This window comes from Tardiphaga sp. GW821-FHT12E02, assembly GCF_058807155.1.
Genome location: NZ_JBXAQK010000001.1, coordinates 3566891 through 3586230, shown reverse-complemented (window position 1 = coordinate 3586230; position 19340 = coordinate 3566891). Strand labels below are relative to the sequence as shown.

22 protein-coding genes and 1 tRNA gene are annotated in these 19340 nt (G+C 57.4%); 9 read left to right on the top strand and 14 right to left on the bottom strand.

Translation table 11 applies throughout. From position 1 onward, the window contains the following. The first annotated feature begins 118 nt into the window (after positions 1-118). The 5 genes from AC1RQ5_RS17050 (at position 119) to AC1RQ5_RS17030 (ending at position 4002) form a co-directional block, all read left to right on the top strand. A tRNA-Arg gene (locus AC1RQ5_RS17050) sits at positions 119-195 on the top strand. A gap of 184 nt (positions 196-379) precedes the next feature. Next, positions 380-1492 (top strand): DUF4062 domain-containing protein, encoded by a 1113-nt coding sequence (locus tag AC1RQ5_RS17045; RefSeq protein WP_493200502.1) that lies wholly within the window; start codon positions 380-382, stop codon positions 1490-1492. 13 nt (positions 1493-1505) lie between these two features. Next, the gene (locus AC1RQ5_RS17040; RefSeq protein ID WP_493200501.1) at positions 1506-1988 is read left to right on the top strand and encodes a hypothetical protein; all 483 of its coding nucleotides are present in this window, start codon (positions 1506-1508) and stop codon (positions 1986-1988) included. A 168-nt stretch (positions 1989-2156) separates the two neighbouring features. Further along, positions 2157-2360, top strand: a complete 204-nt coding sequence (locus AC1RQ5_RS17035) for a hypothetical protein (RefSeq protein ID WP_493200499.1) — start codon at positions 2157-2159, stop codon at positions 2358-2360. A gap of 364 nt (positions 2361-2724) precedes the next feature. Then, on the top strand, positions 2725-4002 hold the full coding sequence (locus AC1RQ5_RS17030; protein WP_493200497.1) for a tetratricopeptide repeat protein: 1278 nt from the start codon (positions 2725-2727) through the stop codon (positions 4000-4002). Between the two features lie 59 nt (positions 4003-4061). Here the strand turns inward: AC1RQ5_RS17030 and AC1RQ5_RS17025 are convergent, their stop codons facing one another. Together AC1RQ5_RS17025 and AC1RQ5_RS17020 are read right to left on the bottom strand one after the other, a co-directional pair. Next, positions 4062-4364, bottom strand: coding sequence for a hypothetical protein (locus AC1RQ5_RS17025; RefSeq protein WP_493200495.1), 303 nt, complete (start codon positions 4362-4364; stop codon positions 4062-4064). Beyond that, positions 4361-5119 (bottom strand): hypothetical protein, encoded by a 759-nt coding sequence (locus AC1RQ5_RS17020; RefSeq protein WP_493200494.1) that lies wholly within the window; start codon positions 5117-5119, stop codon positions 4361-4363. The genes AC1RQ5_RS17025 and AC1RQ5_RS17020 overlap by 4 nt, the downstream gene beginning before the upstream one ends. A gap of 716 nt (positions 5120-5835) precedes the next feature. Here AC1RQ5_RS17020 and AC1RQ5_RS17015 point away from each other — a divergent pair. After that, complete coding sequence (locus AC1RQ5_RS17015; protein ID WP_493200493.1) at positions 5836-6093, top strand: hypothetical protein; 258 nt, start codon at positions 5836-5838, stop codon at positions 6091-6093. Positions 6094-6154: 61 nt separating this feature from the next. On the opposite strand, the gene AC1RQ5_RS17010 is transcribed toward AC1RQ5_RS17015, so the two are convergent. Both AC1RQ5_RS17010 and AC1RQ5_RS17005 read right to left on the bottom strand, forming a co-directional pair. Next, entirely contained in the window at positions 6155-6556 is a 402-nt protein-coding gene (locus AC1RQ5_RS17010) for a GNAT family N-acetyltransferase (RefSeq protein ID WP_493200491.1), read from the bottom strand. Between the two features lie 133 nt (positions 6557-6689). Next, positions 6690-6884, bottom strand: coding sequence for a hypothetical protein (locus AC1RQ5_RS17005; RefSeq protein WP_493200489.1), 195 nt, complete (start codon positions 6882-6884; stop codon positions 6690-6692). 714 nt (positions 6885-7598) lie between these two features. Between AC1RQ5_RS17005 and AC1RQ5_RS17000 the strand changes: the two genes are divergently transcribed. Both AC1RQ5_RS17000 and AC1RQ5_RS16995 read left to right on the top strand, forming a co-directional pair. Next, positions 7599-9569, top strand: a complete 1971-nt coding sequence (locus AC1RQ5_RS17000; protein ID WP_493200487.1) for an AAA family ATPase — start codon at positions 7599-7601, stop codon at positions 9567-9569. Between the two features lie 2 nt (positions 9570-9571). Beyond that, positions 9572-10003 (top strand): hypothetical protein, encoded by a 432-nt coding sequence (locus AC1RQ5_RS16995; RefSeq protein WP_493200485.1) that lies wholly within the window; start codon positions 9572-9574, stop codon positions 10001-10003. A 1-nt stretch (position 10004) separates the two neighbouring features. Here AC1RQ5_RS16995 and AC1RQ5_RS16990 read toward each other — a convergent pair whose 3' ends face one another. The 10 genes from AC1RQ5_RS16990 to AC1RQ5_RS16945 form a co-directional block, all read right to left on the bottom strand. Continuing rightward, entirely contained in the window at positions 10005-10277 is a 273-nt protein-coding gene (locus tag AC1RQ5_RS16990) for a hypothetical protein (RefSeq protein WP_493200483.1), read from the bottom strand. Then, positions 10274-11098, bottom strand: coding sequence for a hypothetical protein (locus AC1RQ5_RS16985; RefSeq protein WP_493200482.1), 825 nt, complete (start codon positions 11096-11098; stop codon positions 10274-10276). The genes AC1RQ5_RS16990 and AC1RQ5_RS16985 overlap by 4 nt, the downstream gene beginning before the upstream one ends. Further along, positions 11095-12528: a hypothetical protein gene (locus AC1RQ5_RS16980; RefSeq protein WP_493200480.1), complete on the bottom strand. Its 1434-nt coding sequence runs from the start codon at positions 12526-12528 to the stop codon at positions 11095-11097. Before AC1RQ5_RS16980 ends, AC1RQ5_RS16985 begins: the two co-directional genes overlap by 4 nt. Before the next feature lie 3 nt (positions 12529-12531). After that, positions 12532-12843 (bottom strand): hypothetical protein, encoded by a 312-nt coding sequence (locus AC1RQ5_RS16975; RefSeq protein WP_493200479.1) that lies wholly within the window; start codon positions 12841-12843, stop codon positions 12532-12534. Between the two features lie 46 nt (positions 12844-12889). Next, positions 12890-13825: a DUF2213 domain-containing protein gene (locus AC1RQ5_RS16970; RefSeq protein WP_493200477.1), complete on the bottom strand. Its 936-nt coding sequence runs from the start codon at positions 13823-13825 to the stop codon at positions 12890-12892. A 22-nt stretch (positions 13826-13847) separates the two neighbouring features. Next, the gene (locus AC1RQ5_RS16965) at positions 13848-14441 is read right to left on the bottom strand and encodes a hypothetical protein (protein WP_493200475.1); all 594 of its coding nucleotides are present in this window, start codon (positions 14439-14441) and stop codon (positions 13848-13850) included. A gap of 29 nt (positions 14442-14470) precedes the next feature. Further along, on the bottom strand, positions 14471-15730 hold the full coding sequence (locus tag AC1RQ5_RS16960; RefSeq protein WP_493200473.1) for a DNA-packaging protein: 1260 nt from the start codon (positions 15728-15730) through the stop codon (positions 14471-14473). Continuing rightward, positions 15717-16361, bottom strand: a complete 645-nt coding sequence (locus AC1RQ5_RS16955; RefSeq protein ID WP_493200471.1) for a hypothetical protein — start codon at positions 16359-16361, stop codon at positions 15717-15719. The genes AC1RQ5_RS16960 and AC1RQ5_RS16955 overlap by 14 nt, the downstream gene beginning before the upstream one ends. A gap of 374 nt (positions 16362-16735) precedes the next feature. Then, positions 16736-18088 carry an AAA family ATPase gene (locus tag AC1RQ5_RS16950; protein ID WP_493200470.1) on the bottom strand — a complete coding sequence of 451 codons (1353 nt, stop codon included), beginning with the start codon at positions 18086-18088 and terminating at the stop codon, positions 16736-16738. A gap of 432 nt (positions 18089-18520) precedes the next feature. Further along, positions 18521-18718 (bottom strand): hypothetical protein, encoded by a 198-nt coding sequence (locus AC1RQ5_RS16945; RefSeq protein WP_493200468.1) that lies wholly within the window; start codon positions 18716-18718, stop codon positions 18521-18523. 122 nt (positions 18719-18840) lie between these two features. On the opposite strand from AC1RQ5_RS16945, the gene AC1RQ5_RS16940 reads away from it, so the two are divergent. After that, positions 18841-19329, top strand: a complete 489-nt coding sequence (locus AC1RQ5_RS16940) for a MerR family transcriptional regulator (protein ID WP_493200466.1) — start codon at positions 18841-18843, stop codon at positions 19327-19329. Positions 19330-19340 lie beyond the last annotated feature (11 nt).

Below are 19340 nucleotides of genomic sequence, written 5' to 3'. Positions count from 1 at the left end.
TCAACGAAATGGCAAAGCCACCTCGCCGCTCCTTGGTCGTATCCACGGGGAAAATGGTTCGGGAAGGGCTTGGCCTGGGGGCGGATTTTTCATAGAGCCATGTTATGAACCGGCCAACGGTCCCATAGCTCAACTGGATAGAGTAGCGGATTTCTACTCCGCGGGTTGCAGGTTCGAGTCCTGCTGGGATCGCCATTGGAAGATATTGTTTTCACTGACGTTTTATCCGTTTCATTTTGTTCTTTTCCCCTGTTTTCGTGCTGCAATTCTTTGCAACGTGACTCCAACAAAATCAGCGTGTTACCAACTACTGCAAACGACTCCTGACAGCACGGGAGCGGCACGGAAGTTCGTGGTGCGTTCGCACCGAGGAGCACGCATGAAGGTCTTCTTGAGCTCGGTCATTTCGGGGTTCGAAGCTTTTAGAGACGCGGCTGACGAAGCCCTAACGACCCTGGACCATGAGGTCATTCGCGCGGAGCAGTTTGCGGCCTCGCCGAAGTCACCGCAGATTGCTTGCTTGGCCGGTGTGCGAGATGCCGACTTTGTGGTGCTGGTGCTCAATGAGCGATACGGCGAGCCATCTCCACGCATTTCGCCAACCCATCAGGAGTTCCTTGAGGCTCGCGACAACGGCAAGCCGCTGTTTGTTTTCGTTCAATCGAACATCACGCCGGACGATCAGCAACGCTCTTTGATTAGGGAAGCGCAAGGGTGGGTCTCCGGTGGGTTTACGGCCGGCTTCGCCTCGCCTGCTGAATTGGCCAAGGGGATCACCCGTGCCGTCAATCGCTGGCAGATCTCCGAAGCCGCTGGCGTCGTCGATGTGAGCGAGACGGTCGAACGCGCTAAGGCTCAGATTCCCCAGTCCGACCGAAATAGTTACAGTGGCGAAGGACCAACACTTTGGGTGTCGATCGTAGGCGGGCCGCCGCGTCAAATACTGAGGCCAAGCGAAATTGAGCAGCCTGCGCTGGCGACAACGCTGATGCGCGACTTGTCATACGGCCAGCACGCCCTCTTTGACCCAGGAGCCGGCACTAAGCGCGAATTCGTCGATCACGGCCTCCGGATCTATCAAAACGATCGCTCGTTCGCAGTTTCTGAGGACCTATCGATCGCAATGTCGATGCCGCTGAAGCGTGAGCGCGGGTTCTTTTCGGTCATAGTCGAGGAAGATGTTCTGGCGAGCCTTGAGCGAACTTTACGCTTCGCCGGGACCATTTTGAACGCCCACGACCCCAACGAGCGCCTGTCTCAAGTCGTCTTCGCTGCCGCCATTCGCAATGCCGGCAGCGCAAACTGGATGACTAGGGCAAAGGCGTCTGAACAGGAGCGGTCCGGCCGTGGTGTCATGCGTATATTCGATCAGGATGATGATGCGATTTCGGTGCTTCGACCGCCGAACCGCACTCGCGGTCAGTTACGCGCTGAGGTCAGCAAAGCCGCAGAGGATCTGATGGTGACGCTGCGTAAGCGATTTAGGGAATGATCGGAGCTTTTCGATGAGAATTCAAAGTGCCGGCCAGTTAGCTCCGTGGGCTGAGCTTCCGCTTGGCAGCGTGTTTCAAATTCTGCGCAACACGCCGGACTGGGGCATCCGCGTCGCTACTGACGATCGTCCCGATGCCGCAATATACTTCTCAAATGCGCCTGACCGTGGCGGTTCGCCATGGCTGTCGATTGGCAAGCAAGAGCACTTCCCAATCCTTCACTTTCCCGAAGCCTTTATTCGAACGGACTGGCGCACCGCGAGGTCTTGCGGCGCTGTCGACACTCCGCGTGGAGCGATCAGGGTGCGAAATGGACATAACTTGATACTTGCATCAGTCGAGATGGGACGAAGTTTCTGCTTTGATCTAGAAACTGGCAGTGCTTCGCCACGAGGCGAAACATTCGAAGGTGTATTTTTTCCTGATTGGAGTTGTGGATATATCCTCGATCAACACTTCGAAAAACTTTTCTCTTGGGGCCAAGATACTCATTGAAAATTGGCGTTCATGTTGAGATTGTTTGGAAAGCTGCGCTATAATGTCACACTCGCTTTGTGTCGTTTGTGCATAGGGGTGGCTTTCATGATGTGGTTTGGCGCTTTTCTCTGTGGCGCGTCATGCGCGTGCACACTGATCGGCTGCTTTCAATCCTTTCGACCGCGAGTGCAGAAATCCGATGCACTCAGAAAAGAAAGATCGTTCTATGCGATCGGCGCCGCGCTCACAGCACTCACGTTGGCGCTTGCCGGCGCAATCAATACCACGGACAGATTTTGGTTGCCTGTATTAGCCCAACTTTGGATTGGCGCAGCTTTATGCGCCATCGTCGCAATCCTGTTGGTCGATCGCATGATCGGCCTGGAGTGAATTCGCGGCGGTCCTTCAAATTTCAATCAACAAACTGACAGAAATTTCCCCGCAAGAGAGTTGAAATGAGAAACACGCTCAAAATTGTCACGGCCGCACTTCTGATGCTTTCCTCGACTGCTTCGTTTTCTGAAGAAGCGCTGACGCGTTATTCCGCTCCGCGCAAAGCCTTTCAGACGCGCCCCTTGTCTGAAATCCATAAAATTGCGTGCAACGAGTACGACCGAACTGCGCAAGGCGCGTGTGTCGCCAAGTGCAGCCGCTTACTAAATTCGTGTTTAGGTGACAGCAGCACAACTGCCCATCAATGCAGACGTGAAGAGGCCTCGTGCTTGACTACCTGCGGCTGTTGACGAGTTAAGCTATGGCTTCAATCAAGGTTTATCTTTTCGCAGCCTCTCTCGCTGGCATCTCAACTGTCGCGCAAGCTGACAACGTAGCAATGTGTGATGCCGCCGCGGCAAACCCTACTTTTCTGAATTACAGTCGTAGCGGCGTTGCTGGCGTTGTCTTTGGGAAGATTGATGCCGTCCGCGCAGAGCAAGCTTGCCGAGCCGCGGCTTCTGAAAAACCCAATGATGGGCAAACGCGATTTCAACTCGGGAGAGCGCTGGAGCGTAAACAAGATTTCGCTGGCGCAGTGGCGGAATATCGTAGCTCCGCCCAGTTAGGCTTTGTCCCTGCTTACTACACTTTGGGGAGACTTCTCACGGCACAGCCCTCGCTGAGCCTAAGAGCCGACGAAGCCGTTATGTGGTTTCAGAAAGGGGCCGACAGCCAGGAGGCCTATAGCATGCTTCAACTCGGGGAAGCGTATCGAGAGGGCAAAGCAGTCCCAGTTGATATGAAGAAAGCCAATGCATTCTTTGAAGCAGCAGCTAGTTTGAATAACGCAGCTGCGATGGCCAGCTTGGGCCGCTCTTACTCTAGGGGAGAAGGCTATACAGCGGATCCAGCCACAGGCTTGGCGTGGTATAAGAAGGCTGCAAACTTAGGCAACACCTTTGCGATGGTCGGGATCGCAGAGATGTATGGAAATGGTATTGGCGTTTCGATTGACAATGATGAGGCCAAACGATGGGCAGAGCGTGCGGCATCTTTAGGAGACGAGAGAGCCGCCAAACTGCGACGAGCCTTCGACGCAATCGATGCAATTAAGACGAATGCTTCATGCAACCCGCCAGATAAGTCATCAGACTTCAACAGTGACGGCTCGGTCAGAAAGTTCTACGGGGTTAAGAATTCGTACTACGGCAAGCAGATCGGGACATTTCTTTTTCAGGAGGAAGTTGTCTCTTGGCTCATTAGAGACCAAAACTTCAACACCGTAGTGTCCCATCCAGATGACGGAACGATCTTCTCTGGAATGGTTGGTTGGGGTATGATCGATCCGGATGTACGTGTGAATGGTAACGGCATTACCCTCGCCTGCTTACAGCCAGATTGCTTTACGTTCGAAACAATCTCGCGATGGAAGCCTTTCTTGCGACACCTTCCGGAGAACCGAGAAGAAATACGAACTGTTCGCAAGGGGTCTAGAGCTTACTACAATTTTTGCGACGCTATTTCTGCCGAACGAGTTGCTGATGCGATGAAGTACCTTATTGTCATGTATGGCGGCCGCAGCCAATCGTTTAAGTGATAAGATTTGCCCGCCGGCCGTAGCCGACGGGCGCGAGGGTATTGGCAGTAGCGCCTTCATCACTTGCGCGGAAGAAGCGGCGATCCAGGGTTAGCAACCTTGGTTGCAGCTTGGATAAACGTCAGCATTTCCTGCCGCTCCGGCCGATCTTTCGTCAGAAGATCGTCCTCGATGTACCAATGTGCAGCTTGCAGCGCCCGCAACAACGTCGGCACAACTTCATTCGACGAAGGGTCAATACGAGCCAGATTTATGAGCCTGCGGCTGAGCGTCTGGCACATGTCCCATCGCTCGCTTTCATCGGTCGACGACATCCATGCGTCTAGGATCTGCTTCGCAATCGTATCAACGATGTCGCTCATTGAAGCTTCGCCTGCGGCTCGATCATCACTCCGGTGAGGTTCGAAAACATAGCTGCGATCATCTTCTGTTCGCCGAATACCGGATGTTCAATCTTACCATTCCAATAGTGTATCACGATCGCAGCCGCCATCGCGCGATAGCCGTCTAATGTAGTCGGCGTCAGATCCAGCATATCGCAATATAAGTCCGTCATCTCCTCATCGATTTTTTCGCAAGCATCATCGGCAGCGCTGAGCCCGCTCATTAATCGAGCGGCAACTTCCGCAGCTCGATACTCGTCTAGTGCCTTGATGAGTTCGTTCGCTCGCTTTTGGCCGATCGCATCGGGTGCCGACTCGTAGCAGTGCGCATAGTCGGGATGAGTGGCCAACTGCTCGTTCGAAAGTAGCCGTGGAAAGCTCTTTACATCAGCGTCATTACCGACAAATTCATGTCGCATCACCTGCTTGTCGCGTAGCTGCGTGATCTCACATTCGTCGCACCAAAAAACGATTCGACCATCCACCCGAAGGCGCTGCCCTCCGTCGTGACCGACTGGGTCATTCACCCTCCACACCAAGGCTTTTGGGTACTCGGGGATTAATTTTGCATATCGCTCGTCACAGCGACGCTGCTCAGCTTCTGCAACATTTAAGCGGTTGCGAGCAGTCTTCAGCTTTTCAGCCAGCTCGACCAGCTTGGCGTCGTCGCTCGGCTGCGCTGCCGCCACCCGCGTCGCCCCCGCCAATGTCGCCGCTCCAACGATCATGTTCATGATGGTTCTCCTGTTGACCTCTTGAATGGGTCGATAAGCGACAACCGAAGTGGATGGTTCACCCCTGCCGCCGTCCGCCTGCAATGCGGCAGACCGGGTAGCCAGATCTGCGGTTGGCTGAGACAATTGGTTCGCGCCATCGGCGCCACAACGTGTCTCATGATCTTTGCAGGGCGCGCGGGACGGACTCGTGGTATTGATCAAATCAGCTTTGGGCATGGGCCAAATCCTCGCTCAAGGTTAGAGCCGGGGCGGAAGTTACAGCTTCCCCTCGGCTTGCTTTTGGGATATCCTAAATTCATGTCAAAGTCAATTCGGGATATCCCAAATAAACGCGGTCGCCCCTCCACTGGCGGTCGGAAGAATGGCGTTCTCGTGCGTTTCGAGGACAATCAGCTTCAGCAAGTAGATGAGTGGTCAAAGCAACACTCTGATGCCCCCACGCGTCCAGAGGCCATCCGGCGACTGGTCGACCTTGGCCTAGCGAGCGCACAGTCGAACCGCGCAAAGCGATCGGCAACGTCTTCGAAATCCTCAACGCTCGCCGCAACCCAGATCGAAGAGATGATCGACCCCGCCCTACCCGCGGAAGAGCGGGAAACGCGGAAGCGACGGCTGCTGAAAGGACCGTCTGAGTTTCGTGAGGTTCGACGCGATAGGAAGACAAAAAAGTAAGCAGACAGGATCGTAGACGCTCAGTGACAACCTTCATATTCATGCTGACGAAAGACGTAGGCGCAGCGGCGGTGGAGCGCGTTCTGAGCGATCTGAACGCCACGTTCCCTCAGCACGATTTCATGGCCGGCGACGCCGATATGGTCGGCTATGAGAACAGCATCTTGGCCATCCACGGCAGCGCCGGCAGTGGTGACGAGCCTGGCACCGTCGTGCTCCCGGACGCTGACGAAGTTGCCGACGTTGCGGCGGCCTTTGCCGACGTGCTGACGGGTTTGAGAGGCTGGAAGCCGTCGTAGGGTTTTTCTATTTAAATAGAAAAGCCCGCCGAAGCGGGCCTTGTGCAATTAATTGCAAACGTCACCCTACCAGGGCCTCTCTTGCCTCAATGACCGACACTGCTGGCAAAAACAACGATGGCTGCTTGGCATCTGGATCACCGAACCGAACAAAACCAACCTTTTCGTAAAACGATGCCGTGTCTTGGTCGATTGCGACAAGGGTAAGAGCGACTATCCCACTCCGGGTGGCGACTTCGTAAAAGTCGTTGATGAGTGACCCCATCAAGATGCTCCCGAAATTCTGTCGCTGCAGCGCTTTTTGAACTGCGACATACTGCAGGTGAAACGCGGGAAACTGGCCGCCTCCCCACCACGAGACGGTCGGCCTGAATTCTTTTGGCAGGTCATTGACGGACTCGAGCTTCATGGTAGCAGCATAGAATCCGACCGGAACGTCATTGCCGGGCATGTGAGCCGTCATGACACGACACCTCAGCCCGTCGTGATGCGTCTGGGCCTTCCTGCGGAACCACTTATCGATGTCAGATTCACCGCATGAAAAAGCGGCCCTACTGCACTCTGCAGTGAGCCGCTTGAATTCGACGGAGTCCGGGTCAGCCTTTTCGTTGCTGTTCTTTGCGTCGTCGCTCATTTTCCAAGTAAGCCCCATACACCCGCTTCAATTCGGGAGTTGGACCATTGGTCTTCTTGTAGGCCCACTGAGCAAACTCACGCGCGCGCTTGTTGCCGTCCTTTGACGGCTTCACTACGCTCAACAATTGCATCAGACTAACTTGAAGAGTTGCCATTGCATCCCTCCTTTATGGCTCTACTCAAAACCTGGATGAGCTTGATTGAGATCCAGCCCCACCCTGGGATCCCTCCTCACGTCAAACCGGCCAGATACTCCGGTCTAACTTACTCTCTACAAATACGTTCATTTATTTTGTATGCCTAGGGGGGTGAATAAGCCATTGATTTATCAAGATAAGTTTAATCACCTCTCTACCGGTAGGGCTTGATTTTTCTGAAATTTTGGGTAAGCTCCACGTCGCTCTCGCGCCTACCGCCGCAGAGCTTGGGGGCGGGGAAAACCCGCGCTGATTCAGCATACAATCGTTCGATCACGGCCCGCCCTTCCTGGCGGGCTTTTTGCTGTGTGAGGCACACAGGACCTGCCGATTTATTGAGCCTCAAGCCCACAATCGGACATCCAAACTGGCACACCAAGCGACATTACAGCCGCGTAATAATTCCGAATTAAGCGTTACAGAAGTGGGGAAGTAACGGGGGGGTGTCGAGGTTTGGGGCGTCACACGTGACGGCGTCACAGGTGACGCGCAGACGGATCGCAGGATGCCTGAGGTTCAAGTTACCCTGCGATAGAGCCAGATCAGCAACCGCACAACGAGCCACGGCGCGTCGCGCGACGTGCGACTGTGGACACCCGTCCGCTGCGGCTAGAGTCCCGTTGCCCTCCCGCTGCGGTTGCGCTTGGATGCCGCAGCAATGGGGAACTGGAAATGCGCCTGCTTTCGTTTCGCGTCACGAACTATCGTAGTGTCGAAGATTCCGGCGAAGTAGCCGCCGATAACATGGTTTGCCTTGTTGGGAAAAACGAAGCCGGCAAGACGGCTATTCTTCAAGCCTTGACCGGTCTGAACCCCCACCCATCAACACCACGGGTGTTCGACAAAGAGACCGATTACCCGCGTAGGTACTTGCAGGACTACGCTAAGCGCCATCCCGACGACCAGGCGATCGTGATCACCACTGTCTGGTCAATAGACAGGGACGTGCACGCGGAGATCCGCGAAGAATTGGGTGAACAAGCGCTCTTGACTGACAAGGTCACGATCTTAAGGCGGTATGGCGCCAGCGCCCCCGAGCTGGATCCCGACGTCAATTACAGCGGAGTAGTTCAACACCTTATCGACGATGAGAGGCTGACCGCGACGGAGAAGAAGGCGCTCGGTGCTCCGGCCAACACGCAGGTTCTCGCTAAAACCTTAACGGCAATTGCAGAGCGAAGTGAGCGCCAGCAACGACTGCTTGACCGGATAAATAAATATCCCTCGGCAAGCACCCGAGCTTACATGAACAAGCTCATCCTGCAGCGCCTGCCGAAGTTCATGTACTTCTCCCACTACGATCGCATGGTTGGGCAAATTCGCGTAGATACGCTCCAACATCGAATGAACCAGGGCCCAATCGAGCAAGGCGAACAAGTCTTCCTTGATTTTCTCGAATACGCCGGCACGTCAGCAGCAGAGATAACGAACGCTGTGACATATGAGTCGCTAAATGCGCGATGTGAAGGCGCTTCAAACAACATCACCGACCAACTGAAAGAATATTGGACTCAAAACCCGCACCTCGAAATAGAAGTGCGCGTCACAAGGGCAGAAGCCGGCGATCCACCGCCATTTAACGACGGAACGATTGTTCGCAGCCGCGTCAAAAACACTCTTCACCGGGTCAGTGTCCCTTTCTCTGAACGCAGCGCCGGGTTTATCTGGTTCTTCTCATTTCTTGTGAAGTTTGCACAAGTTCGAGAAACTGGCGGCGACCTGTTATTACTTTTGGACGAACCGGGCCTGACACTGCATGGCAAGGCTCAGGAAGATCTTCTGCGATACTTTAGCGACAAGCTTCTTCCGCATCATCAGCTTATCTTTTCCACACACTCGCCGTTTATGGTGCCAGCCGATCAACTCGATAAATGCCGGATCGTAGAAGATAAGATCAAGCAAGGTCGTGGCGGGAGTTGGACTACTGACGGGACGAAAATCTCGCAAGAGACACTGGTTGTCGATCAGGACTCGCTCTTCCCTCTCCAAGGCGCTCTTGGCTATGACATAACACAATCACTCTTCATCGGTAAAAACACCCTGCTTGTTGAAGGGCCCGGCGACGTTCTGTACTTCCATGCACTATCTGCGGCGCTCAAAAAGCGCGGGCGTACGGCGCTAGATCCGAAGTGGACGATCTGTCCTGCGGGCGGCATCGACAAAATACAGTCTTTCGTTGCTCTTTTCTCTGGAGCAAAGCTGCACATCGCTGCCCTGACCGATTACTCTCAAGCAGATAAGAAGAAGCTCGACAATCTGCGTAACACAAAACTGCTAGGCAATGACCGACTGATGACGTTCGCCGAGTTACTTGGAGCAACGGAGGCAGATGTCGAAGACATATTCTCTCCGGATCTATATCTCGATATCGTCAACGGAGCCTTCGCACTCGACAAGAAGAACGTACTTTCAGCTTCAAAACTCGCCGCTAGTGCCGCTGGTAGCGTGCGTTTACTGAAGCAAACCGAGAACGCGTTCAAGCTTTTACCGCCAGAGATCCCGGAATTCGATCACTACAGCCCGGCTGATTATTTGATCAGAAACCCGCAGATTCTGGATGGCAAAGATGCGAAAGTCACCGAAACTCTCGATCGGGCGGAGATCGTAATCAAAGCAGTGAATGCAAAGTTAGCGAAAGATTAGCTGTGACGCTCAAGTCGCTTCCAATACTCGCCCTGCTTGCTCTTCCGATGGATCAGGCCATCGCCTCAACGACAGAGGTGGCGAGGTCTTGGGGTCTGCTGGGGTCATGGCGGTCAGACTGCTCTCAGCCCGCCGACCTGACGAACAACATTGCCCTCGCATACAGAAATGAGCCTGACGGCAAGCTTATTTACGAATTTCCGGGTGGAACAAGCGATGTGATCGATGTCGCAATCAACGCCGATCAATCACTCACGGTAAAGCTGCGCCATTACAAACCGAAACGAGAAGATCGCACACTTGTTCTGACCAAGTCAGACGGAAAGATCAGAACAATTATGAACCGAGGCGAGCAGAATGATTATTCAATTCGCTACGGTGACTTCACAGCCAGCGGAAAGCCTACGCCGCTTATTGTACGTTGCGGCGACTAATTCACCGCCGCTTGACATTCGAATTCGCCGCACGGCGCGCGTGTCGGTTCATGCCGATGCGCTCGGCCTCTTTCGTCGCAGCCTTCGCTATCTCGTCATAGAACTCGCAGACCCGCTCTCGCGCGATTTCCATGTCGCACATGAAGGTGGAGGCCCACCCACGCGCCATCATCTCGTTCGCCACCATCATCGGCGGGATACCGGCCTCGACGAGCTCGCCGAAGACGATATCCACGCGCTCCATCAGCAGCAGCGATTGCTCGGTGGTCATCATGCCGCCAGCGCCCGGCTGCGCGGTGTGGCCAGGCGCCGCCGGAAATCATTTACATCACGCCACTTCTGCCAGTCGATCGGCGCCGGCTGCATGATCGGCTCGCCGACAACGTCTGGCCATTCGACCAGCATTTTCTGGGTGATTCCTCGCTTGGCGATCTTGGTCAGCACTGCGCGGCCGCCGCAATTGATCGTCTTGCACTGGTCCGCAAAGCGCGCGCATGGGGTGCGGCGGATCATCTCCATGATCTGCAGCATGTCGACTTCAGGGGTCCATTCCATGGTGCCAAGATGCATCGGCAGTCCCGCTGCCTTCAGCGTGTCGGGGTTAAAGACGCCAGGCGCAATGCCCAAATTGCCGATCTCATAGGGGATGAACGGCGCGTGAAGAACCTGCTTGATGTAGCGTCCCTTGATGCGTTCCGCCGTCTTGGCTTCAGTGTGACAGGCGGAATCAGCGTACCCGCATCGCATCATATGGGCTTCGAACCGCTGCCGCCGATCCGACCACCCAGCATAGTAGAATTCGACATCAGGCTCAGGGTTCTGTCGGAAAAGGTACTCGTATTCGAAATACGCCTGGCGGACATGATCTGCGGCACCCGCCACGAACTCGTCGAAAGACGAGAATCGGTGGGAGAATGCCAGGGCGAACACGTTGCGTGCAAAAGTGGGGCCTCGGGTGAAGATGACCATGTCGATGTCGGGGATGATCTTCGTCTTATCCTCGATCCCGACAACAACGCCGGCAGTGTCATAGCTCGCACTGTCCGTGAGCAGGTACAGCGCGTCAGGGTGCTTCATGGTGATGATGCTGGTCATGCCGCTTCTCCGGTTTCGAGGTCGCAGAACGCCTCACTGAGGGTGGTGAGTGATGTTTGGGCAAAGTCCGTCATCGTAGCGTTGAGACGGAGCTGCGCCGCCTCTGCGCTTTGCAGTGCGGCAGTGACATCTGGATAGAGCGCGCGGAGCTGGCTGGCGATCGCCACCTCATCCCGCGTGAGGAAGGCGGTATCCCGGCCGAATTTTATGTTGCTGTTCACGTTCGCCCGCGCCAGCGCCATGGCTGCGTCGTTCGCCGCCTGCCCCATCTCGGCAATCTTTTGCTTCTGCGCCTCAGTCGCGGCCGTTCCCTTCTGCTGTGCGGCTTCGAGAAGCTGAGCTTCCATTCTCAGTTGGGCGTGCGCGCCCGCGGTCTTGTCGACGGCCTCGACGTCGGCTTTCATGGCGGCGATGTGTCGGCTGGCCGAAACGACCGCGCCATCGAAGGGGTCGCGAGCCGGTGCACGAACCCGGTTTGATAGACCGAGTGCCTCACGATCGTCCTTTGTTGCGTTCCCTTGCAGCAGGCGAAGACTGCGTTGCATGTCTTTGACCTTGTCGGCGGCGATTCCAGCCTCTTGGGAAGCCGTAAGGATCTGGTTCGCGACGCTGGCGAGCGCGGGGTTTGAATTGCCGATGTCGGCGATTGCGTTCCGGAATTTCTCGATCGCCGGTGCGCCCTGCGCGATTGTGCCGGCGAGCTCCTCGTAGGCGGCTTTGAACGCGCCCATGTTACCAGTGTCGAATGTGCTCTGTCCGAACGCGTTGCCGCCCGGATCATATTGCGGTGCAACTGGCACCTGAGCGCGCAGGAAATTGTACGACTGATCTCGGATGCCCGATTGCAACGCATTGATGTTTTGCGAGGTCTGCAGCTCGAGGATGGCTTTCGACTGGTGATAGAAGGATCCAGCTTTATCGGCTGCATCGCGGTACGCGTCCTTCACTGCACCGAGCAGCCGGGTCTGTTCGGCCAGCGTGGCCTCTACCTCGGGACCGCTATTGGCTGTTAGCGCGTAATACGCCGATGCGGCAGCAGTGATGCCCTGCAGGATGAGCGACGCGCCGGTGGCAGAGCCGAGCAGGCCGGTAAGGCCGCCCATGATGCCGCCACCCGAGGCGACACTCTTTGCGGCGGCCGACAGCTTCTCCATCGCGCCAGCGGCCGTGGCAGACGCCGTTGCCATTTTCTCGGACTCGGCGTTGAACTTCGCTGTGCGCGCACGATAGTCCTCGACGGATACACCCGCTCGTTGCGCGGCTCCTTGGATGGACTTCAGCGCCGATTCCGATTTGGCCCCGGCCTGGGCGAGCTGCGAGACGGCCTCTTCTGCCTTTTGGCTGGCCGAAGAAAGCTGGTTGAGATCGCCGACGGCCGATTTTGCCTGCGAACTATCAACGGCAATGCCAAGCGTGGCGACATCGGACATGCGCTACTCTCCCGCGCTAGTGGCCAGCGATCGGCCGCCGTTTGCGAGCAACAGCACGAACTTAGACAAGGGCTCGGTCAGCTCCGGAAGGCCAGTCCTCCACACCGCGTTCTCGATCTCGACTGGGCGAACCTCAAGGCCGGCAGCGACCACGTTGATGTAGGTCAACAGATCCATTGATGAGAGCCTAGCCAGCGTTATCTGAAAGCCATGCTCGCCGCTCACCAGCTTAGCCGCCTTGATCGAAGTTTTCAGCGTTCGCTGCTTTCCATCTAGGTCAAAATTGACCGTGCCGCGCTCTGCGTCGTCTGACATTCATTTTCCTTCCGGGAATAGAATTTATCGGTGATGATTGGTTAGATCAGGCCGCCTTCCATGCATCCTGCAGACCAGCCTGCATGCGCTCATAGGCCTGCTCCTGCGGCTGAAGATTAGCCATCGGTCGGCCGTCCCTCGCGAACTCCGGACCGTCAGAGCGCTTCGGCGCTCCACCGCGCCAAGCGTCCTGCATCGATTGGGACATGTGGTCATGAGCTGCGACAATGCGCTGACCGCCGGCCGAGGCCATTGCCATGTCGCGCATGGCGTAATGCCGCTCGGATGGTGTGCCGTCGCGTTCCATGCGGCCGCGGCACCAGTCATAACCGGGCAGCGCCGCTACATGATCGAGGGTCATCGCTGCCAAATCCATCGTCTGCATCGCACTGTCTCCAATTCGCAAGGTTGATCCGCCACGCGCCTGCGGCACGACGGCAATGTGGTTCGCTCTGATTTTCGATTGCTTGGCGTCGTAGGCCTGGCCGTCGACTGTGGTGCCGGGGGTCCAGTCGAGCTCACAGTCGTAGCCGGCGCTGAGTTCTTTGGTGCCGTCCTGCACAGCGCGGATGGCGTCGCCGTCGGCGAGCAGCATGTTGACCCGGATACTGTCGCCGTCGCGGATCACCTCGTCGCCGGTCCAGCCGCGGGCGCTCGATTTCCAGTTGTCCGCCGTGACAGCCGACGATGGATGCCCGAGCGTCATGGGGCGATGCGCGAAGCTCTTGAGTGTGTCTTGGTTGAAAACCTCGGCTTCCGGCCGATAAACCCGCACAACGCTCAGGTGAGGCTTACCGACCTCGGCGCCGCTATAGATCTGGACATTGCCGGCACGCGCCACCTTTGCGCTGACCGCCAGATAACCGCCGTTGGTCCGGCGCATGCCGTCGATTGTCAGTGCATCGTTCAAAATCATTGTCGTCCCTTTCAAATTTGATGGCGGGAGGTCCAGAGGAGATCCGCCCCTCCCGCCGATGACCACGCGAACGCTCAATTGCGCGTGGCTAAGCGCTCGGCGGCCAGGCCATGCCGAAGTTGTGATTGGTCTGCTCGAAGGCGGGCAAGCGGATCATCGTGGTGAGCCGCCGAAAAGACGCTGACGGTCTGACGTCCCAATATTCCGGAGCCGACCGCGCTACGGCCTCGGCTGACGGCGCCTGTATGCCTATGCGCGCATCGTTCGCAGCAATCCGGCGCAGAAGGTCGGTGAGCTGATTGCATATCACGGGATAAGTCTCGGCGAGCTCCGCGGCCAATGCGTCACGCTCCGCCAACGCTGCATTCCACCGTTTCTGCCCCTCGCTCTCGGCTTCGCGTGCGAGCGCTTCGTTATGAGCGAGCTCAAGGCGGCCAACCGCCACATTCAGCCGGTCCCGTCTGAATTCGGAGTCGCCGAGCACCCTGCGCGCGCTCTCTACCTCAACGGCGGGCAAAATTGGATCCAGCGCCTTCTCACGCGCCTCGTCAGCCACGTCCTGCGCAGCGCGCACGGCCTCGCGGACATCATCAAGCAAGCCCCGCAGCTCAATTGACGCCGGGCTGCCAGTCAGCGCCTGCGCGATGCGGTCCTCGATGGTCAGCGTCGCGCCCGTCTTCAAAACAGATACCGATCCCATTTCCATTCTCCTCAAATGACGTTCAACATGCCGTAGGTGGATGCACCGGTGACCACGAGCTCGGTCATCGCCCACACAAGGGCGTCGACGCGATCGGGCGAATACCCGGCGCTGGAGCGACTGAAATCGCTGGTAAACTCGACCATCTGGTCTTCAAGTTTTGAGAAGCCGCCCACGTGGTGGATGCGGCCCTGCTCGTACATCGCGCTCACGGGCTCGGCCCTGATCACCTTGCCGCGCGTGGCACGCACTTCCTTGTAGGCGACCTTCGCATCGATCATGCGGATGGTGCTCTCAACCATCTGGCCGCCGTTGTTGACTTCGGCGACGATACGGTCCGCGCTCCATCGGTGATAAGCGCCAACCGCCTTGGCGGCCCATTCATGCGGCGCGTACTTGCCGCTGAGATCCTCGAGTACGTAGCCGTGCCCTGCCCCGTCCTTACCTGCGACGATGATCCCGGTTTCGTCGGAGCCCTCGTTGTTTGACACGGCGGGATCGATCGCCACGACGATGCGACGAAGCTCAGGCGCAGACTTCACACGGTCGCGGTCCAACCAGTCGAGTTGCCACAAGGCGCCGGGCGCGTCCGTCAGTAGCTCGGCCTCGAGCTCTTGCCGACCTAACCTGGTGCCGGCATAGCGCTGTTCGATCGCCGCAAGAAAGGTTGGCGCGAGGTTGTCGCGGTTATCGAATGTGCTGCCCCGCGTCACAGCTACATCTGTGCGTGCGAGCAAGGCCTTGAGCAGCTTTATCGGTCGCGGTGTGGTGGTCGCCAGCCAGCGCGGCCGCTTGCCAAGGCGCAGACCGAATTCCAGCATGTCCCAGGTCGCAATCGGCTCGTTCCATGCGGCGACCTCATCGCACCATGCCAGGTCATGCTGCGGGCCCCGCAATCGATCGGCCTCCTCTGAGCTGAAGGTCGCGGCCTGCGCTCCGTTCGGCCAGGTCAGCCGGCGCTTGGACGGCTCGTATTCGGGTCGGCACCACGGCGAAGCGGTGGCCAGCAGACCGGCCGGCCCCTCGACCATGACGTCGCGGGCATCGCTGGCAGTCGGTGCCACCAGTGCGACACGACCGGCCCTGCCAGCCTCGACCTGCTCCTTGACCCACTCAGCACCGGTCCGGGTCTTCCCGAACCCGCGACCGGCCATCACCAGCCACCCGTTCCAGTCGCCCTCAGGCGCCAGCTGTGATGGTCGCGCCTTGGCACGCCAGCCGCCATCTGCCAGCGTCTCGGCGAGCTTGGTGGCGAGGCTAAGCTGCGACATGGTCGATCACCTTCGCAGCGGGAGTCGCGGGCGCGTTTTCTTCGTCGAGACGGCGCAAGGCCACGACGACTGCCGTGCGCGCCTCAGGGTATGGCGCAAGTGCGTTCAGCATGGCGGCCTGGACCCGAACGAATGCCGGATGTTCGGCCAGGATGGCGATGTTGTTAGTTACGTTGATGGACTGGGCCATGCTGCCCAACTCGCCGGTGATGCGGGCAATGGCCTCGAGAGTCGTGGTCAGGCGGCCGGCCACATAGGCCACGCCACGCCCATCACCAGCTTCGTTCATGCTGGCCAGGTTGCCCATGAGGATCACCCGGACAGCGTGCAAGTGGTCGATGATCGAGCCCCCCTCATCGGCCGCCTTCTCGGCCAACTCCTGCAGCTGGACCGGACCGGCCAGGTACGTGGCCTTCAGCTCGTCGCTGACATGGTTCCGGTAGTGGCGATGGATGGCGTCGCGCTGCAGGTTGAACTTGTCAGCCAGCCGATCGAGGCTGGCACCACCGGCCTGCAACAGCTCGATCCGCCACTTTTCAGGGTGGCGGCAGACTGTGCAGCGTGCAGATATGGTGCGGGCTCGGCTCATGTCCACGAACATGCGCGATAAAGTATCGCGCGGAATAGCCACAATGATTCCGCTTGCTACAAACGTTTTCACGTCAACAGCACGAAAACAGCACGCCTCGCAGTGCGTTGAAAACACGAGAGGAATTCGGGACACACGGATACATTATCCGCTACTCGCTTTTGATGTTGTGCGCTGAGTGGCGACTACGATGACCGACGAGTTGCGTCGCGTTGTCGAAAGCTGATCTGTAGGGGATCGGGATAAAATCGGTAATACCGACATCATCACCCATGGCTACCTTGCTACACCTGCAACACCATAAGTGTTGCAACGACGTTGCACCCGTAGCAATTGCTGCAACACCACCACCCTATTTATTAGGGTGATGTGGTGTAGCGTTGCAGATAAGGAGCCGAATTGAGGTGTTGCAAATCTTAGTCGTCGACATGGTCCGCCACCTCGACGAACTTGCGCTTGACCCGCGCCGCGTCCTCACTCTCAAACACTCTCAGCGACCCAGCAGCCAGCCAATATTTGACCATCGACGCCGCCTTGGACTTCTCAGCCTTGTTTGTCACATCCAAGTCCAGCGCCTGCGCAACAGCGTTCCCTACCCAATCCTTGGCTTGGATATTTTCGCGCCACTGGCCTCCCCGGATCACTCTGGCTACTGCATCGAAATCCGAGGCACTGATGCTCTGCGCGATGTCAGGCCACTGCCATGTCGTCACGACGCCGACGCTGTCGCCGCCGAAGCCACCAGGGAGTGGACCGTTGCCGAGATCGACGCTGATCAGCCTGAACCAGTCCGATTGGTCGGCTGGCGGCTGTAGGTTGGCTTTGTCATTGAAGGTCCGGAAGTAGAATCGGCTGTTCTCGACGCCGGCCTTGGCTGCCTCGGCCTCGGACATGCGATTGACGGTGCGCACCACGCGGCAGCCATCGGTGAGCGCCTTGCCGCCGCGCGAGCTGTCCGTCGTCACCTCAAGCTCGGTGCCACCCATCTTGCGCGTGTGATGCACAAGATGGACGGCACAATCCCCGCGGTCGGCGACCCTACCCCATTCCTTCACGATCATATCCATGGCCGTATTGTCGTTCTCGCTGACCTCATGCGAACTCACGAACGGATCGATCACCACCACGTCGATTTGGCGGGCAACGATTTCGGCTACAAGGCTATCCACCGCGGGCCTGACGATCATGGCGCCGCTGCGTGTGTTGGTTGCGATCACCAGAGGCTGGTCGCGGCCGCTATCGACGTACAGACGATCTTCGATGTCAGTCGATTCCAGGTTGTAGTGTAGCGTCGCTGCTTGGATCTTACGCTCAGTCTCGATCTGAGGATCCTCTAGGTTCCACAGCCAGACGCGAAGCGCGCCGGCACGTAGCGCTCCGCTTGGCTCTGCACCGAGAAGATCGTATCCCGACACCATGGCCAGCGCTTCAGCGGTAATCAGCGAAGACTTGCCAACACCGCCCGGCGAGATGGTGCCGCTGACAAATTTCCGAAGCAGTAGGCGACCATAAAGCCACTCACGCATCGGGATTGCCGAACGCGGGCGCCAGGCAAATGGCGTGGCGCGGATAGGTGTGACATTGAACGGCGCGGGCATGATGTCCCGCGACGGAGCGCCGCCATTGCGCCTTCGTTGATTTTTGCCGTGAATGACGCGGGCGCCGTAGCCTGGGAACGCAGCGTGCACCACGTTCCCATCGACGGACGTCACCCGGCCAATGCCGTAGTCGCTGTGTTGAACGGTCTGTCCGATCTCAAAACTATGCATCTGAGGCGCCCTCGTATTGACCGCACCATGCATCGCTCCACATGACGGGAAAGACGCCGCCGGAAGTATCGGAGATGTGGTCGGGGTATCTCGGCAAACGAGGCGGGCACCGCCGGCACTCGCCGGCCGGCACGTCGTCAGTCCGTTTCGTAAGAAAAACTGACGTCTCGACATAGGGGTGGAAGAACCGGCAAGTCGCGCATTCGGGGCGTTTTGCCTCGGTCATGATCGCACCTCCCCGAAAGCTAGGGGCGCGACAATAGCCGCCATCGCTGTGCTGATCGCGCATCGCCGAGCGAGCTTTGCCACTTGAAGGCTCAGGACAGCTTCGCTATTTTCCGGATCGAGCCCGCCGCCAAGCAGCTCGTTTTTCAAAGCCGGTTCACCGTATCGCGCGGTGGCCGGCTTCGTCGCTTCTGATACCTGCACCTATCAAGCCGCCTGCGCGCCGGTGATCTTGGCATAGTGCTGGCGCAGCACTGACTTAGAAGCGATCCATTGATCCCCCTCCTTGCCTGCCGGGATCAAACCCGTGGATAGTTTGTGATAGGTCGAGCGCATGTCTTCGTTGATAAATTCCGCGATGCGCTTCGCGCCGCGCAGAAGATCTTCTCCAACCTCGGTTCCCATAGATCATCTCCTAGCTGACATAAGGGAGTTACTCCCTTATTCGTCGACTACGACTGATTTGCATCCACTTGACAAGAGGGAGTAGGTACCTTATTCACGCCGAGTGCAACTGAGTACCAGACATGCCTTCTCGTTCCGATAAACTAACAACCGGTCCTTTCACGGCGGGTCAGGTCGCGGAAAAAATAAAGAGGCCTCGCGAAGGCCTTCAAGCGGCAACCGATCGGCTGCGTAATTGGACGAAGGAAGGCCTCATCAAGCCGGTCGGAGACAAGAATCCTGGTACCGGACGTGCCCGACTTTACGACCACATGGGGGTAATCGAGGCGGCCCTTCTTCAAGCTCTGATCGACGGAACTGGCTCGTCAGCAGTTGCGGCATCATCCGTTCTGGTTCATGCGCACAACGCATTTCTGGAATTGCTGAATACGAACAGCGGCCGCGGGTTTCGCGACACGTTTCTGATAATCGGGCGATCCGACCAACAACAACCAATTATCCGATACGCCAAGCTTTCTCACCTTCCCAAGACACTCCGAGAGGCTGGTGAATACGATACGTACACATTGATCGATCTTCATCGCATGTTCATGAATCTCAAGCTCGGTTGAGGAAATCTGAA